Here is a 15572-nt window from a genome sequence, read left to right on the forward strand (position 1 = left end):
AACCATAAGGCTCCTTATACCCCGGAACCCCAGGGCGGCGACGATGTGGACCAACTGGATCCTGCGCCATCGGCGACTGGTGATGCTCGGCTGGCTGCTGCTCGCGGTCGTCGGCGGCGCCCTGGCGCCACGCGCGATCGATCGGCTGAGCTACGAGTTCAGCTTCCCCGGCCAGCCGGCGTACGAGGCCAACCAGCGGATCGAGCGCACCTTCGGTGGCGGCGGCGACGTCGACCCGCTGGTCGTCACCGTCACCCTCCCCGCCGGTCGGGCGGTGACCGACCCGGACGTACGCGCGGAGTTGGGCGCCGCGCTCGGCCGACTGCAGAAGCCCGGCTGGCGGATCGCGTCCGCGCTCGACGTGGCCGACCCGGTGCCGTTCCTGTCGGCCGACGGCCGCACCACCTTCGCCCTGGTCTATCCCCCGTTCACGCCGGGGCCCGAACCCTACGCCGCCGCGTTGCCGCAGATCGAAGGCGCGATCGGCGATCTGCGGATCGGCGGGGCACCGCTGCTGGTGACCGGGGTCGACCCGCTCAACGAGAGCGGCGGCGGCTCCGACCGGCCGATCATCGTCGAGATCGCGCTGGGCGCCGGCGGTGCGCTGGTCGTCCTCGCGCTCGCGTTCGGCTCGCTGCTGGCGTTCGTACCCCTGCTGATGGCCGCCGTCGCCATCACCACGACGTTCCTGCTGGTCCTGGCGCTGACCGCGGGCCTCGACGTCTCGTTCATCGTGCAATACCTGGTCGGCCTGATCGGCCTCGGCGTCGCGATCGACTACGCGTTGTTGATCGTCATGCGCTGGCGTGAGGAGCGCGCCAACGGCAACGACAACGAGACGGCGGTACGCACGGCGATGGCCACCGCCGGCCGCGCGGTCGTCTTCAGCGGCGTGACGGTGGCCATCTCCCTGCTCGCGCTGGTCGTGCTGCCGCTGCCGTTCCTGCGCAGCATCGGCGTGGGCGGCCTGCTGATCCCGCTGGTCAGTGTCCTGGTCGCGATGACGCTGCTGCCCGCGCTGCTCGCGTCGGCGGGCCCGAGGCTGGAGTGGCCGCGCCGCCGCCCGCCGAAGACGGAGAGCCGGGCCTGGCTGGCCATCGGCCGCTCCGTGGTCGGGCACCGCTGGGTCGCCGCCGCACTGGCCACCGCCGCGCTGGTCGTCCTCGCGCTGCCGGTCTTCGGGCTGCGCCTGGGCTCGCCGGAGATCGCCGCCATCGCGGGCGGTGACAGCCCCGCGGCGATCGGCTACCGCAACCTGGTCGACGCCGGGATCTCCCCCGGTGTGCTGCGCCCCGTCGAAGTGCTGACCACCGGCGACGCCGCGGCGGTGGCCGGGGTCGACGGCGTGCGGGCTGTCGTCACGCCGACCGGTCCCGGCTGGACCGTCGGCGACGAGCGGCTGCTCCCCGTGCTGCTGGACGCCGACCCGGCCAGTCCGGCGGGCGCGGCGACGGTCGAGCGGATCCGGGCGGTCGCGCCCGGCGAGGTCGGCGGCACGGCGGCACAGGACGCCGACTCGGTCGACGCCATCTACGGCGATAGCTGGTGGGTGCTGGCCCTGGTCGTGCTGGTCACCTTCGCCCTGTTGGCCCGGGCGCTGCGCTCGATCTGGCTGCCGGTCAAGGCGTTGCTGCTCAACGTCGTCTCGATCGCCGCTGCGTACGGCCTGACGGTCCTGATCTGGCAGCAGGGCCACGGCAGCGAGGCCCTGTTCGGCACGGAGGCGAGCGGCTCGATCACCGTCTGGGTGCCGATCGCGGCGTTCTCGTTCCTGTTCGGACTGTCGATGGACTACGAGGTCTTCATCCTGTCCCGCATCCGCGAGGGCCACGACAACGGCCTGTCCACCGACGAGGCCACCGTGCACGGCATCGGCTACACGGGCCGGCTGGTCACCTCGGCCGCGCTGATCCTGGTGCTGGCCTTCATCGCCCTCTCCACCGTCCCGGTGGTCGACGTCAAGATCTTCGCGACGACGCTCGCCCTCGGCATCGCCCTGGACGCCACCATCGTCCGCGGGGTCCTGACCCCGGCCCTGGTAGCGGCGTTCGGCAGGGTCAACTGGTGGTGGCCAGTGCGGGCCCGGCGCACCTGACGACGGACGTCGGCCAGGTCGAGCTCGTCGTCGCTCAGGTTGAGCCGGTAGCCGCCGGCCGTACGGATCACCGTCCGACGCGGACCGGTCTCGTCCGGCTGGAGTGGCGGCACACAACCGGGGACCGGTAGGTCCGCACCGCCCGGGCCGGGCCGGCGGCGGTTCGGCGCCGGCGTTCCCCGGCAGGCAAGATTGCGATCTGTTGACGGGCGTCACGGATGCGTTATCGTTTAGCCGGGCCGTAGGTGCCGACCCGGGAGGGACCGCCGGTGGTCGAGTTTCGCCTCAGCGCCGAGCACCAGCGGTTCGTCGGCTGGGCTCGGGCGACGGCGGCCGAGCGGCTTGTCCCGTTGGCCCGCCACGACGGCCGGGTCAACCGGCCGCTGCTCCGCGCGATGGGCGATCTCGGGCTGCTGCGCGCGGCGTTCGGCGGCACCGGTGACCAGCCGCGCGACGCCGCGGCGCTGCAACTCTGCCTGCTGCGCGAGACGCTCGCCCAGGTCAGCGCCGAGGCCGAGACCGCGCTGGCGCTGCAGGGCCTGGGCTCGTATCCGATCCTGCAGTCCGGCACGCCCGGGTGTGTGCGTGAGTGGATCCCACGGGTCGTCTCGGGCGAGGCCGTGGCCGCCTTCGCCCTCTCCGAGCCGGGCGCCGGCTCCGATGCCGCGGCGTTGACGCTGCGGGCCGAGCCGGACGGTGCCGGCTGGCGGCTGACCGGCGAGAAGATGTGGATCTCGAACGCGCCGGACGCCGACATCTACTCGGTGTTCGCCCGCACGACGCCCGGCGCGAAAAGCAAGGGCGTCACCGCGTTCGCCGTGCCGGGCACCGCCGACGGCCTGTCCGGCGAGCCGCTCGACATGCTCTCCCCGCACCCCATCGGCCGGCTGGTCTTCGACGGCGTGCAGGTCGGCCCGGAGGCGGTGCTGGGCGAGGTCGACGGCGGTTTCGCCGTCGCCATGCGCACCCTGGACCTGTTCCGGCCGAGCGTCGGCGGGTTCGCGGTCGGGATGGCCCAGGCCGCCCTGGACGCCACCGTCGCGCACGCCCGGACCCGGCAGGTGCACGGCGGCCCACTGGCCCGGCAGCAGGCGGTCGCCCATCGGATCGCCGACATGGCCACCCAGGTCGAGGCGGCCCGGCTGCTCGTCTACGCCGCTGCGGCCGCCTATGACGCCGGCGACGACCCGCGCGAACAGCGGCGCCGGTCGGCGATGGCCAAGCTGTTCGCCACCGAGGCGGCGCAGCAGGTCGTCGACGGCTGCGTGCAACTGCACGGCGCGGTCGCGCTGCGCAGCGGCCACCTGCTCGAGCAGCTCTACCGGGACGTACGCTCCCTGCGCATCTACGAAGGCGCCTCCGAGATCCAGCGCACCATCATCGCCCGCGAGCTGATCGGCATCAGATGACGACGCCATACCGGTTCCACGCCTCGCCCGAGCTGACCACGTCGTGGCACAACTTCCGGTTCGCCAAGGCCGACGGAGTGGCCACGGTGACGCTGGACCGCCCGGAGAAGCTCAACGCGCTCACCTTCGAGAGCTACGCCGACCTGCGCGACCTGCTCGCCGAACTGCCGCACCACCAGGACGTGCGGGCGCTGGTCATCCGCGGCGCCGGCAAGGGGTTCTGCGGCGGCGGCGACGTCAACGAGATCATCGGCGAGCTGGTCACCATGGAGCCGCGCGACCTGATGCGGTTCACCAAGATGACCGGCGACGTCATCCGCGCGATGCGCGAGTGCCCGATCCCCATCGTCAGCGCGATACACGGCATCGCCGCGGGCGCCGGTGCGGTCGTCGCGCTGGCGTCCGACTTCCGGGTGGTCAGCACGTCCGGCCGGTTCGCGTTCCTGTTCACCAAGGTCGGGCTGTCCGGCGGCGACATGGGCGCCGCCTACCTGCTGCCGCGGGTGGTCGGTCTGGGCCGGGCGACGGAACTGCTGATGCTCGGCGCCACGATCGACTCGGCGACCGCCGACCGCTACGGCCTGGTGTCCCGGCTCGTGTCCGACGACGACCTCGACGCCGCGGTGGCCCAACTCGCCCGGACCCTCGCCGACGGGCCGACGCTGGCGTTCGCACAGACCAAGTCGCTGCTCACCCGCGAGCTCGACATGCCGATGTCGGCGGCGATGGAGCTCGACGCGATGACCCAGGCCCTGCTGATGACCACAAAGGACCATGCCGAGTTCCACGCCTCGTTCACGCAGCGGCGCCCGCCCCGCTGGCAGGGACGCTGATGGACGGGCGGGTCGCGCTGGTCACCGGCGCGAGCCGCGGCATCGGCCGGGCGGTCGCGCAGCGGTTGAGCGACCAGGGTCTGCGCGTCGCTCTGCTCGCCCGCGACGGCCGCCGGCTGGACGAGGCGGCCGCGGGATGCGCGGGGCCCGTGCTGGCCGTCCCGGCCGACGTCACCGATCCCGAGCAGATCGAGTCCGCGTACGGCATGGTCGAGCGGACCTGGGGACCGGTCGAGGTGCTCGTCGCCTGCGCCGGCGCGGGACACTCGGCCCGGCTCGACCGCACCACCGACGCCGACTGGCAGCGGATGCTCGACCTCAACCTGACGGCGCCCTTCCGGTGCGTGCGCCGGTGCCTGCCGGCGATGCGTGCGGCGGGCTGGGGCCGGGTGGTCGTCATCGCGTCCTCGGCGGCCCACGTCGGCGAGCCCTACATCGCCGCCTACACCGCCAGCAAGCACGGCGTGCTGGGCCTGGTCCGGTCCGCGGCCGCCGAGCTGGCCGGCACCGGCGTGACCGTAAACGCGGTCGCTCCCGGTTACGTCGACACCCCGATGACCGACGTCACCGTCGACACGATCGCGTCGACCACCGGGCGCAGCCCGCAGGAGGCCCGGCGACTGCTGGAGCGCAAGCAGCCGATCGGCCGGCTGATCCAGCCGGCCGAGGTCGCCGACGCGGTCTGGTTCTGCCTCGCCAACGGCGCGGTCACCGGGCAGGCCATCAATGTGGACGGAGGCGCGGTGCAGTGACGCTGGAGCGGGTGAACCCGCCGGAGCTGGCGCGGCCGCGCGGCTTCTCGCATGCCGTGGTGGGCCGGGGCACGGTCGTCTTCCTGGCCGGGCAGACGGCGCTCGACGCGCAGGGCCGGATCGTCGGTGCCGACGTGGTCACACAGTTCGAACAGGCGCTGACCAACCTGCTGACCGCGCTGCGCTCGGCCGGCGGGCGCCCCGAGCAGCTCGCGAGCCTGACCGTCTACGCGACGGACCTGGCCGACTACCGGGCCCGGGCGGCCGAGATCGGCCGGGTCTGGCGGCGGCTGGTCGGCACCGACTACCCCGCCATGGCCGGCATCGGCGTGTCGCGGCTGTGGGACGTCGAGGCGCTCGTCGAGGTGCAGGGATTCGCGGTGGTCTGACCGGTCAGCCCACCCGCACGTCGGCCCGCACCGAGTCGACGAACCGGTGCGCGGCCCCGCCGAGCCGCTCGTGCAGGGCGAAGAAGACGTCCGCGGCCCGGACGCCGTTCCAGTCCGGCGGGAGGGTCTCGAGCGGCAGGCCCGGTTCGAGGTAGGGCAGCCGGCGCCAGTCCGTCAGCGCGTTGACGTAGTCGGCGAACGCCTGCGCGTCGTCGAGTCGGGTGCGCCGGCGGTAGGCCTTGGCCATGGGTTCGTACCGGCGCAGGAAGTCGTCGTTGAGCCGGCACAACCGGGGCAGGTCCCACCACTGCGCCACGCGTGCGGCGGTGTCGGCGAACGCGAGGTGGTCGCCGCGGAACAGTTCGACGTAGACGGCCAGGCCGTCACGCTCCAACGTCTCCCGAGTCTCGTCGTAGAGGTGCGCCGGCGCGATCCAGACGCCGGCGGACACCGTGCCGAAACCGAGCCAGGCGAGCCGCGAGCGCAAGACGTGCCGCTGGTCCCGCTTGCTCTCCGGGACACTGAACACCGCCAGGATCCAGCCGTCGGCCGGCGTCGCGCGCCGGCGATCGAAGATCCGCCGGTCCCCCTCGCGGAGAATCTCGCGGCCGTCGTCGGACAGTTCGTACCCGGCGACGCCGTCGACCCTCACCGCGTCGAGCAGGCCGCGGCGCTTCAGGCGGAAGATCGCGGAGCGGACGGCCGGCTCGTCGACGCCGCACTGGGCCAGCAACCGGATGATCGACGCCACGCTCATCCGGCCGCCGGCCTCGCGCGCGTACAGGCCGTACACCGTGACGATCAGCGCCCTCGGTTTTTGGCCGCGACCGCCCGAATCGTCCGTCTCCACCACCACGGAGAAACCATATCTGATGCGTTCTCTTGACTGTCGTCATGGGATGCGAATACTTGGGGAATGACGTGGGACAATGCGACCGCGCTCAAACCGTCCGCACACGTGGACACGTTCTGCCGCGACCACCTCCCGCCGTTCGACCAATGGCCGGAGATGATCTTCGAACTGGCCGAGGTGCGCTACCCCGACCGCCTCAACTGCGCCGTCGAGTTGCTGACCGCCGTGATCGCCCGGCTCGGCCCCGACCGGCCCTGCCTGCTCACCCCCACCGGCGAGACGTGGACCTACGGCGAGCTGGAACGGATGTCGAACCGGATCGCCACGGTGCTGACCCGCGACTTCGGCGTCGTGCCGGGCAACCGGGTGTTGCTGCGCGGCCCCAACAACCTGTGGCTCGCGGCGTGCTGGTTCGCCGTGCTCAAGGCCGGCGGCGTGGTGGTCACCACGATGCCCCTGCTGCGCCCGGCGGAACTGACCGCCGTCGCCGAGATCGCCCGCGTCGACCTCGCCCTGTGCGACGCCCGGTTCGTCGACGACCTGCGACTGGCCCGGCTCGGCGATGCTCCCGTCGTGACCTACGACGCCCTGGGGCCGGGCGTCGAAGCGGTCGACGACGGGTTCACCGCGATCGACACCTCGGCCGACGACGTCGCGTTGCTGGCCTTCACCTCCGGCACGACCGGGCGCCCCAAGGCGACGATGCACTTCCACCGCGACGTGCTGGCGATCGCCGACACCTTCTCCCGCCACCTGGTGCGGCCGCGGCCCGACGACATCGTCACCGGCACTCCCCCGCTGGCCTTCACGTTCGGGCTCGGTGGCCTGCTGGTGTTCCCGCTGCGGGTCGGCGCGGCGACCCTGCTCGTCGAGAAGGCCACCCCGGACCAGCTCGCCGACCTGATCGCCCGGCACGGGGCGACCGTCTGCTTCACCGCGCCGACGGCCTACCGGGCCATGCTGCGCGCCGGCCGGCCGGAACGGCTGCGCAGCCTGCGCCGCGCCGTCTCCGCCGGCGAGCACCTGCCGGCCGCGACCTGGCACGACTTTTTCCAGACGACCGGGGTACGGCTGATCGACGGCATCGGGTCGACCGAGATGCTGCACGTATTCATCTCCGCCGCCGACGACGACATCCGCCCCGGCGCCACGGGCCGCGTCATACCCGGCTACCGCGCCGCCGTGCTCGACGACGCCGGCGACCCGGTCCCGCGCGGCACTCCCGGCCGGTTGGCCGTCAAAGGCCCGACGGGGTGCCGCTACCTGAACGATCCGCGACAGTCGGCGTATGTCCAGAATGGATGGAACTTCACCGGCGACACCTACCTGCAGGACGAGGACGGCTATTTCCACTACCTCGCCCGGCGGGACGACATGATCGTCTCGTCGGGCTACAACATCGCCGGCCCCGAGGTCGAGGAGGCGCTGACGGCCCACCCGGCCGTCGAGGAGTGCTGTGTCGTCGGGGCCCCCGACCCGCAGCGCGGCCAGATCGTCAAGGCCTACGTGGTGCTGCGCCCGGGCACGGCCGGCACACCTTCGCTGGCGGCGGAGCTGCAGGAGTTCACGAAACGGCAGATCGCGCCTTACAAATACCCGCGCGCGGTCGAGTTCATCGCGAGCCTGCCGCGGACCAGCACGGGCAAGGTCCAGCGATACGTCCTGCGGGCGCAGGCCTCCGTCCCGACCATGGCGGAGCCGGCATGAGGGTCGGCGAGGTGGCCCGGTGCGGATCGCGGTGATCGGCGGCGGTCCCGGCGGCCTCTACTTCGCGGCCCTCGTCCGGCAGCTGGAGGTGGCCGACGAGGTCACCGTCTGGGAGCGCAACGCCGCCGATGACACGTTCGGCTTCGGCGTGGTGTTCTCGGACGAGACGCTCGGCGGCATCGAACACGCCGACCCGCGCATCTTCGAGCAGATGCGGCGCGAGTTCGCGCAGTGGGACGACGTCGACGTCCACTTCCGCGGCGAGGTGCACACGAGCGGGGGGCACGGGTTCGCCGCGATGGGCCGCAGGCGCCTCCTGGAGGTGCTCCAGCAGCGCTGCCGCGAGCTGGGCGTCGACCTCAGATTCTCGACCGCCGCGCCCGACGTCGAGCTGCTGCGGGAGTCCTACGATCTCGTCGTCGCCAGCGACGGCGTCAACTCGACCGTGCGCGGCCGCTATGCGGAGGTGTTCCGCCCGTCGGCGGAGACCACGCGGTGCCGCTACATGTGGCTCGGCACCGACCGGGTCTTCGACGCGTTCACGTTCTACGTCAACGAGACGCCGCACGGCGTCATGCAGGTACACGGCTACCCGTTCGACGCGCGGACGAGCACGTTCATCGTCGAGATGAACGAGCAGGTGTGGCGCCGCGCCGGCTTCGACAGCTTCGCGGCGCGCTCGTTCCTGCCGGGCGAGTCCGACGAGAAGTCGGTGGAGCTGGTCCGCGACCTCTTTCGCGACGCCCTGGGCGACGCCGAGCTGTATGTGAACAACTCCCGGTGGCTCACGTTCGTGACCATCCGCAACGAACGGTGGCGGCACGGCAACGTGGTCCTGCTGGGCGACGCCGCACACACCGCGCACTTCTCCATCGGCTCCGGCACCAAGCTGGCCATGGAGGACGCCCTGGCGCTGGCCGCGTGCCTGCGCGAGCAGCCCGGCCTGGACGCGGCGCTGACGTCCTACGAGGCGGAACGCAAGCCCGTGGTGGTCTCGACGCAACGGGCCGCGCAGGCGAGTCTCGAGTGGTTCGAGAACCTGGGGCAGTACACCGGCCAGGACCCGCGACAGTTCGCGTTCAACATCATGACCCGCAGCCGCCGGGTCACCTACGAGAACCTGCGCGTGCGCGACCCGCAGTTCGTGGCCGGGGTCGACGCCTGGTTCGCCGGCGACGGCGAGGTCCGGCCGCCGATGTTCCAGCCCTTCCGGCTGCGCGGTCTGGAACTGGTCAACCGCGTCGTCGTATCGCCGATGGACATGTACTGCGCACAGGACGGGCTGCCCAACGACTTCCACCTCGTCCACCTCGGCGGAAAGGCGCTCGGCGGCGCGGGCCTGGTGATGACCGAGATGGTGTGCGTCTCACCCACCGGTCGGATCACGCCCGGCTGCACCGGTCTCTACACCGACGAGCAGGCGGCGGGCTGGCGGCGGATCACCGAGTTCGTGCACGGGAACTCGGCGGCCAGGATCGGTGTCCAGTTGGGACACTCGGGCCGCAAGGGGTCGACCAGGTTGATGTGGGAGGGGATGGACGAGCCGCTCCCGGAGGGCAACTGGGAGGTGGTCGGGCCCTCGCCGTTGCCCTACCGGCCAGGTGTCAGCCAGACCCCGCGCGAGCTCGCGGTCAGCGACCTGAGCGAGCTCACGCGGCAGTTCGTGGGCGCCACCCGGCGTGCCGCCCGGGCCGGCTTCGACCTGCTGGAACTGCACTGCGCCCACGGCTACCTGCTGTCCTCGTTCATCTCCCCGCTGACCAACCACCGGACCGACCGATACGGCGGGAGCTTGGCCAACCGCCTGCGCTTTCCGCTCGAGGTCTTCGCGGCGATGCGCGACGCGTGGCCGGCCGACCTGCCGATGAGCGTGCGGATCTCGGCCACCGACTGGTGCGCCGACGGCGTCGACGCCGACGATGCCGTCGAGATCGCGCGGGCGTTCGCTGCGGCCGGCGCCGACATCGTCGACGTCTCCACCGGCCAGGTCGACCCGGCGGAGCGACCGGCGTTCGGCCGCTCCTACCAGACACCGTTCGCGGACCGCATCCGCAACGAGGCCGGCATCGCGACCATGGCCGTCGGCGCGATCTCGTCGTACGACGACGTCAACTCGATCCTGCTCGCCGGCCGCGCCGACCTGTGCCTGATCGGCCGGGCACATCTCTATGATCCACACTGGACACTGCACGCTGCCGCGGAGCAGGGGTACGCCGGCCCTGGCGCTCAGTGGCCACAGCCCTGGCAGGCCGGATCACGCCGGCCGCGAAGTGGCCGCACGGACGGCCCGCGACCGCGACTCGACCTCATCCGCGCCGGCGAGCCCGGCACCCGCCACCGCCGCTGGCGACCGGGTCCGGCCGGCACCCCTGACGGCCAGCCCGGCCCGCCGTGATCCCGAGACGCCGCCAGGCGGCGTCTGGGCCCGTCGCGAGCCGGGATGATCGGCAGGAGACGGTCTACTCCGTCGCCGCGAGGCCGCATTCGTAGCCGAGGATGACCGCCTGGACCCGGTCACGAAGGTCCAGTTTGGACAGGATGCGGCCGAGGTGGGTCTTGACCGTGCTCTCGGAAAGGACCAGGGCGGCCGCGATCTCGGCGTTCGACATGCCCCGGGTGACCAGGGTGAGCACCTCCCGCTCGCGGCCGGTGAGGGCGGCGAGCCGCTCGGCGGAGGTGGGCGGCGCCGGTGCGCGGCCGACGTAATGGGCGATCAGGCGGCGGGTGACGCTGGGCGCCGCCACCGACTCGCCGGCCGCCACCACCCGCACCGCGGAGACCAGGTCGGCGGCGAGGGCGTCCTTGAGCAGGAAGCCACTGGCACCGGCGCGCAGGCCGGCCAGCACGTACTCGTCGAGGTCGAAGGTGGTCAGGATGATGACCCTGGCCGGGTGTTGACTGGAGCGGATGCGGCGGGTGGTCTCGATGCCGTCGAGGCCGGGCATGCGCACGTCCATCAACACGACGTCGGGGCGGGTCAGTGCCACCACGTCGAGCGCTCGCGGCCCGTCCGCGGCCTCGCCGACCACCTCGATGTCGTCGGTCTCGTCGAGGACGAGCCGGAAGCCCGTGCGCACCAGCGTCTGGTCGTCGACCAGCACCACCCTGATGGTCATCGCCGCCCCCCGATCGGGACCGCCGCGTCGAGCCTGAGACCACGGGACACAGCCCTCATCCTAGGAACGGCGGGCCCCGACGACGTCAGACCCAGGTACCACAACGCGGTCAGCGCAGGGTGTGCCCGGGGCCGGTGTCGAGAAGCCTGAGTTCGGACCGGGTCGGCAGGCCTTCCCAGTCGCCGGGTGCCGCGACCGCGAAGGCGCCCGTGATCGCCGCGCGGTCGAGCCGGCCGGCCAGGTCCAGGTCGTCGAGCAGCCCGGACAGGTAGCCGGCGACGAACGCGTCACCGGCTCCGACCACGTCGACGACGCGGATCCGCCGGGCCGGCACGTGCACGCTCTCCCGCCTGGTGTGGCCGCTCGCTCCGGCCGCGCCGCGTTTGACGACCACCTCGCTCACCCCGGCGTCGAGCAGGGCCGAAACCCGGTCGCGTTCGGTCGTGGCCGAGGGCGGCGCGAGGAGGTCCAACTCGTCGTCGGACGCGACGACCACCGACAGGGAGGAGACCAGCGGGCGCAGCGCCGCAGCGGCCTGATCGCGGTCCCAGAGGCGGCCGCGATAGTTGACGTCGAGGCAGACCCGTACGCCCGACTCCACCGCCGCCCGGACCGCCTGCGCGGGCGCGGGGCCCAGGGCCGGGGTGATGCCCGTGACGTGCAGCAGCCTGGGCGGTGGGTCGAGTGCCGGCAGGACGTCAGCCGGCGAGAGGTACGACGCCGCGGAACCGGACCGGTGATAGGTGACCCGGACGAGGTCGCCGACCCGGCGCTCGAAGAGGACGAGTCCGGTCGGTCCTCGCTCGTCGACGCGGGCGTGACCGACGTCGACCCCCTCGGCCCGCAGGGTGCGCAGCACGAGTTCGCCGGTCTCGTCGCCGCCGACCAGGCCGGCCCAGCCGACCCGATGGCCCAGCCGGGCGAGCCCGATCGCCACGGTCGACTCGGCGCCGGCGACCGTCAGCCGCATCGTCCCGCCCAGCCGGATCGGGCCGTCGGCCCGCAGCGCCGCCATCGTCTCGCCGAAGGTGACGACGTCGACCACGCTCACCGCGCCGCCCGGAAGGCGCGGATCCGGCCGCGCAGGTCGTCGAGGCTTCCGCCGGCGGCGGCGTCGCCGACCAGTGGCGAGCCGACACCGACCGCCACCGCGCCGGCGGCCAGGTAGTCGGTCGCCTCCGCGACGCCGACGCCGCCGACCGGCACGAACGCCACCTCCGGGAACGGGTCGCGCAGGGCGCGCAGGTGACGCACGCCGCCGAGCGACGCGGGAAACAGTTTGATCGCGGTGGCCCCGGCCCCCAGCGCCGCCACCACCTCGGTCGGGGTGAGCGCTCCGGCCAGGACGGGCAGGCCCAGCGCGCGTCCGGCCGGCACCGCCTCGCTGACCGCCGGAGTGACGAGGAACGAGGCGCCGGCCTCGGCCGCGGCGTGCGCGTCGGTCGCGGTCACCACCGTCCCGGCCCCGAGGTCGGCTCCCGCGCCCAGCGCCGCGCGCACGTCGCGGATCACCGTGAGCGCGTCTCGGGTCACCAGGGAGACCTCGACCAGATCCACGCCCTCGTCGAGCAGGGTGAGCACGGTGCGGGTGGCCGCGCGCGGGTCCGGTCCCCGCACGATCGCCAGCAGGCGGCGGGCCGCCAGGGTCTCGAGGAAGGTCATCCGTCCATCCGTTCCGCGGCCAGCACGAGCCGCCAACTCAGTTCGCCCGACGGCGGGACGACCGCCGCGTCGTCGGGGCCGGCTTCCCCGAGGTCGAAGACGGCGCCGAGCATAGGCTCGACACCGATGCTGCGGTACGGCGAGCCGTCGGGGAAGCCGCCGAGGTTGCGCCACAGCGCGGTGCCGACCGGGACGCCCGGCGGCGCTTCCACCCGCAGGTCGAGCACGTCCGCCCGGTCCACCACCCGCACGGCGGCGCAGCGCAGCACGGCACCAACGGCGGTGCCGTCGTCGGCGCCGAACCGGTCGAGCCGCAGGCCGTGCGGCGCGGGCCACGTGCCGTCCAGGTATGCGGCGGCAGCCGGCCAGGGGCGGCCGAGCAGTGGGGCCGCTTCCGGATAAAGACGCGTCACGGTGCCCTCCGGCGCGACGATCCGCGCCCCCTCGCCGAGGTCGAGCAGGGCGTGGGCGGCCCAGACGAAGCGGAAACCCGGGTCCGCGGCCAGCCGGTAGGTGGCCACGACCGCACCGGCCTCCTCCGCGATCCCGCGCCAGAGTTCGAAGTCGGCGCAGCGCACCTGGCTCCGGGCCGCGGTGCCGGTCCACGGCCGGCTCCACACGTCGCCGTGGTCGGGGAGCCCGCGGACCGTCGGAAGGCACTCTTCGATCCCGCCGGCGTCGACGAAGGGTGCTCCCGGGCCGACCGCGGACCGCGCGGGATCGGGGCGTGACCACAGCCACTCGCGGCCGCCGCCGGCCAGCGACGTCCAACGACCACCCTGGCCGAGGTCGACACGGGCGGTCAGGACGATCCGGCCCGTCACCATTCGGCGAACCCGCCGTCGTCGTGCCGCCAGACCGGATTGCGCCACGCGTGCCCGGCCTGATCCGCTCGCCGCACCGCGGCCTCGTCGATCCGCACGCCGAGCCCGGGCGCGGTCGGACGGGCGACGTGCCCGTCGGTGAAGGCGAACACGCTGGTGTCGGTCACGTAGTCGAGCAGGTCGGCGCCCTCGTTGTAGTGGATACCGATCGAGTGCTCCTGGATCAGGAAGTTGGGCGTCGCGAAGGCGACCTGGAGGCTGGCCGCGAGGGCGATCGGGCCGAGCGGGCAGTGCGGGGCCAGCTTGGCGTCAAACACCTCGGCGAGGGCCGCGATCCGCCGGGTCTCGGAGATGCCGCCGGCGTGGGACAGGTCGGGCTGCACCACGGCCACCCCGGCCTCCAGCGCCGGCCGGAAGTCCCACCGCGAGTAGAGCCGCTCGCCGGTCGCGATCGGCACGGTGCTGGCGGTCACGACGTCGCGCAGCAGGTGCGGCCGGTCGGGCAGCACCGGTTCCTCGGCGAACATCGGGTGGAACGGCGCGATGAGCGGCAGGATGCGCCGGGCGTCGGCCGCCCCGACCCGGCCGTGGAAGTCGACGGCGACGTCGCGGGTCGGGCCGAGGACCTCGCGGGCCAGCGCCACGCGGTCGACCACGCCGGTGATGTCGGCGACCGTCGCCAGCGCGGGCATCCGGCCGGTGGCGTTCATCTTGACGGCGGTGAAGCCCTGCTCGAGCCGGGCGCCGATGTTGTCGGCCAGTTGGGCCGGGTCGTCGCCGCCGACCCAGGCATACATGCGGACCCGGTCGCGGACCGGGCCACCGAGCATCGCGTGCACCGGGACGCCGTAGGCCTTGCCCGCGATGTCCCACAACGCCTGGTCGAGGCCGGCCAGGGCGCTGGACAGCACCGGGCCGCCCCGGTAGAAGCCGCCGTTGGCCATGACCTGCCAGTGATCCTCGATGCGCGCCGCGTCCTGCCCCACCAGATAACCGGCCAGCACCTCGACGGTAGCCCGCACGGCCTCGGCGCGACCCTCCACAATGGGCTCGCCCCAGCCGACCACGCCCTGGTCCGTCTCCACCCGGCAGAACAGCCAGCGCGGCGGCACGAGGAACGTCTCGACGCTGACGATCCGGCCCGCGGCCGTCATGCGGAGTCCTTCACGGCCGTCCAGCCGCCGTCGACGACGAGGCACGCGCCGGTGATGTAGGAACTCTCGTCGCTGGCCAGGAACGTCACGGCGGCGGCGGCCTCGTCGGGCCGGCCGAGCCGCCCGGCCGCGGTGGCCGCGGCGCTGCGCAGGCGGTCGGACTCGCTGATGTCGTCCCAGACGGAGGTGAGAATCGGTCCCGGTAGGACGGTGTTGACCCGCACGTGCGGTCCGTATTCCACGGCCAGTTGGCGACCGAGCGCTACGAGGCCGCCCTTGGCGGCGGCGTATGCGGGATGCCCGGGCAGGCCGGCCAGCGCGTGCACGGAGGAACTCAGCACCACGGCGCCGCGGGCCTCGCGCAGGAGCCCGACGCAGTCGTGGATCGCCAGGTAGGTCGCCTTGAGGTTGACGGCGATCTGCCGGTCCCAGTCGTGCTCCGACAGTTCGTGGGCCGGCGCCCGCACCACGACGCTCGCGTTGCTGTGCAACACGTCGAGCCGGCCGTACTCGGTGCGCGCGAGGTCGGCGACCCGCCGCCAGGTCGCGGGGTCGGCGACGTCGCCGGTCACCGTGCACACCCCGGGGCCGGGGACCTGGTCGGCCAGGTCCACCGCGATCACCCGTGCGTCTTCGGCCAGGAACCGCTCGACCACCGCGGCCCCGATGCCGGAGGCCGCGCCGGTCACCACGGCGACCTTTCCCGACAACAATCCTCGTGCCATGTTTCCCACCTTGCTAGTCAACCCGCGCCCGGACGCGTGAGGAATGTCGGATG

General features: G+C 73.0%; 14 protein-coding genes. 7 read left to right on the top strand and 7 right to left on the bottom strand.

Going from position 1 to position 15572, the window contains the following annotated elements; translation table 11 throughout:
• The first annotated feature begins 43 nt into the window (after nucleotides 1-43).
• The 5 genes from AB0J74_RS10520 (at nucleotide 44) to AB0J74_RS10540 (ending at nucleotide 5478) form a co-directional block, all read left to right on the top strand.
• Nucleotides 44-2095, top strand: coding sequence for an MMPL family transporter (locus AB0J74_RS10520; RefSeq protein ID WP_363446786.1), 2052 nt, complete (start codon nucleotides 44-46; stop codon nucleotides 2093-2095).
• 269 nt (nucleotides 2096-2364) lie between these two features.
• Entirely contained in the window at nucleotides 2365-3504 is a 1140-nt protein-coding gene (locus tag AB0J74_RS10525) for an acyl-CoA dehydrogenase family protein (protein ID WP_363446788.1), read from the top strand.
• On the top strand, nucleotides 3501-4337 hold the full coding sequence (locus tag AB0J74_RS10530) for an enoyl-CoA hydratase family protein (protein ID WP_363446790.1): 837 nt from the start codon (nucleotides 3501-3503) through the stop codon (nucleotides 4335-4337). Before AB0J74_RS10525 ends, AB0J74_RS10530 begins: the two co-directional genes overlap by 4 nt.
• Nucleotides 4337-5089, top strand: a complete 753-nt coding sequence (locus tag AB0J74_RS10535; protein ID WP_363446791.1) for an SDR family NAD(P)-dependent oxidoreductase — start codon at nucleotides 4337-4339, stop codon at nucleotides 5087-5089. Before AB0J74_RS10530 ends, AB0J74_RS10535 begins: the two co-directional genes overlap by 1 nt.
• Nucleotides 5090-5100: 11 nt before the next feature.
• Entirely contained in the window at nucleotides 5101-5478 is a 378-nt protein-coding gene (locus AB0J74_RS10540; protein ID WP_363446794.1) for a RidA family protein, read from the top strand.
• A 4-nt stretch (nucleotides 5479-5482) separates the two neighbouring features.
• Here the strand turns inward: AB0J74_RS10540 and AB0J74_RS10545 are convergent, their stop codons facing one another.
• Complete coding sequence (locus tag AB0J74_RS10545; RefSeq protein ID WP_363446796.1) at nucleotides 5483-6334, bottom strand: PaaX family transcriptional regulator C-terminal domain-containing protein; 852 nt, start codon at nucleotides 6332-6334, stop codon at nucleotides 5483-5485.
• Nucleotides 6335-6394: 60 nt separating this feature from the next.
• Here AB0J74_RS10545 and AB0J74_RS10550 point away from each other — a divergent pair, with 60 nt between their 5' ends.
• Both AB0J74_RS10550 and AB0J74_RS10555 read left to right on the top strand, forming a co-directional pair.
• Nucleotides 6395-8038 carry an AMP-binding protein gene (locus tag AB0J74_RS10550; protein WP_363446797.1) on the top strand — a complete coding sequence of 548 codons (1644 nt, stop codon included), beginning with the start codon at nucleotides 6395-6397 and terminating at the stop codon, nucleotides 8036-8038.
• 19 nt (nucleotides 8039-8057) lie between these two features.
• Nucleotides 8058-10433 (top strand): bifunctional salicylyl-CoA 5-hydroxylase/oxidoreductase, encoded by a 2376-nt coding sequence (locus AB0J74_RS10555; protein ID WP_363446800.1) that lies wholly within the window; start codon nucleotides 8058-8060, stop codon nucleotides 10431-10433.
• A 64-nt stretch (nucleotides 10434-10497) separates the two neighbouring features.
• On the opposite strand, the gene AB0J74_RS10560 is transcribed toward AB0J74_RS10555, so the two are convergent.
• From AB0J74_RS10560 to AB0J74_RS10585, 6 genes are all read right to left on the bottom strand, one after another.
• Nucleotides 10498-11154 (bottom strand): response regulator transcription factor, encoded by a 657-nt coding sequence (locus AB0J74_RS10560; protein WP_363446803.1) that lies wholly within the window; start codon nucleotides 11152-11154, stop codon nucleotides 10498-10500.
• A 109-nt stretch (nucleotides 11155-11263) separates the two neighbouring features.
• Entirely contained in the window at nucleotides 11264-12205 is a 942-nt protein-coding gene (locus AB0J74_RS10565) for a sugar kinase (protein ID WP_363446805.1), read from the bottom strand.
• Nucleotides 12202-12816 carry a bifunctional 4-hydroxy-2-oxoglutarate aldolase/2-dehydro-3-deoxy-phosphogluconate aldolase gene (locus AB0J74_RS10570; RefSeq protein WP_363446807.1) on the bottom strand — a complete coding sequence of 205 codons (615 nt, stop codon included), beginning with the start codon at nucleotides 12814-12816 and terminating at the stop codon, nucleotides 12202-12204. Before AB0J74_RS10570 ends, AB0J74_RS10565 begins: the two co-directional genes overlap by 4 nt.
• Nucleotides 12813-13643, bottom strand: a complete 831-nt coding sequence (locus AB0J74_RS10575; protein ID WP_363446809.1) for a hypothetical protein — start codon at nucleotides 13641-13643, stop codon at nucleotides 12813-12815. The genes AB0J74_RS10570 and AB0J74_RS10575 overlap by 4 nt, the downstream gene beginning before the upstream one ends.
• Nucleotides 13637-14794: a galactonate dehydratase gene (gene dgoD / locus AB0J74_RS10580; protein WP_363446811.1), complete on the bottom strand. Its 1158-nt coding sequence runs from the start codon at nucleotides 14792-14794 to the stop codon at nucleotides 13637-13639. Before dgoD ends, AB0J74_RS10575 begins: the two co-directional genes overlap by 7 nt.
• Nucleotides 14791-15519 (bottom strand): SDR family NAD(P)-dependent oxidoreductase, encoded by a 729-nt coding sequence (locus tag AB0J74_RS10585; RefSeq protein WP_363446814.1) that lies wholly within the window; start codon nucleotides 15517-15519, stop codon nucleotides 14791-14793. The genes dgoD and AB0J74_RS10585 overlap by 4 nt, the downstream gene beginning before the upstream one ends.
• Nucleotides 15520-15572 lie beyond the last annotated feature (53 nt).

The organism is Asanoa sp. NPDC049573 (genome assembly GCF_040676615.1).
Lineage (GTDB): Bacteria > Actinomycetota > Actinomycetes > Mycobacteriales > Micromonosporaceae > Asanoa.

Coding starts and splice junctions, on each gene's coding strand:
- AB0J74_RS10550 (WP_363446797.1), top strand. CDS start 6,395: ATGACGTGGGACAATGCGACCGCGCTCAAACCGTCCGCACACGTGGAC.
- AB0J74_RS10530 (WP_363446790.1), top strand. CDS start 3,501: ATGACGACGCCATACCGGTTCCACGCCTCGCCCGAGCTGACCACGTCG.
- dgoD (WP_363446811.1), bottom strand. CDS start 14,794: ATGACGGCCGCGGGCCGGATCGTCAGCGTCGAGACGTTCCTCGTGCCG.
- AB0J74_RS10535 (WP_363446791.1), top strand. CDS start 4,337: ATGGACGGGCGGGTCGCGCTGGTCACCGGCGCGAGCCGCGGCATCGGC.
- AB0J74_RS10560 (WP_363446803.1), bottom strand. CDS start 11,154: ATGACCATCAGGGTGGTGCTGGTCGACGACCAGACGCTGGTGCGCACG.
- AB0J74_RS10575 (WP_363446809.1), bottom strand. CDS start 13,643: ATGGTGACGGGCCGGATCGTCCTGACCGCCCGTGTCGACCTCGGCCAG.
- AB0J74_RS10520 (WP_363446786.1), top strand. CDS start 44: ATGTGGACCAACTGGATCCTGCGCCATCGGCGACTGGTGATGCTCGGC.
- AB0J74_RS10570 (WP_363446807.1), bottom strand. CDS start 12,816: ATGACCTTCCTCGAGACCCTGGCGGCCCGCCGCCTGCTGGCGATCGTG.
- AB0J74_RS10585 (WP_363446814.1), bottom strand. CDS start 15,519: ATGGCACGAGGATTGTTGTCGGGAAAGGTCGCCGTGGTGACCGGCGCG.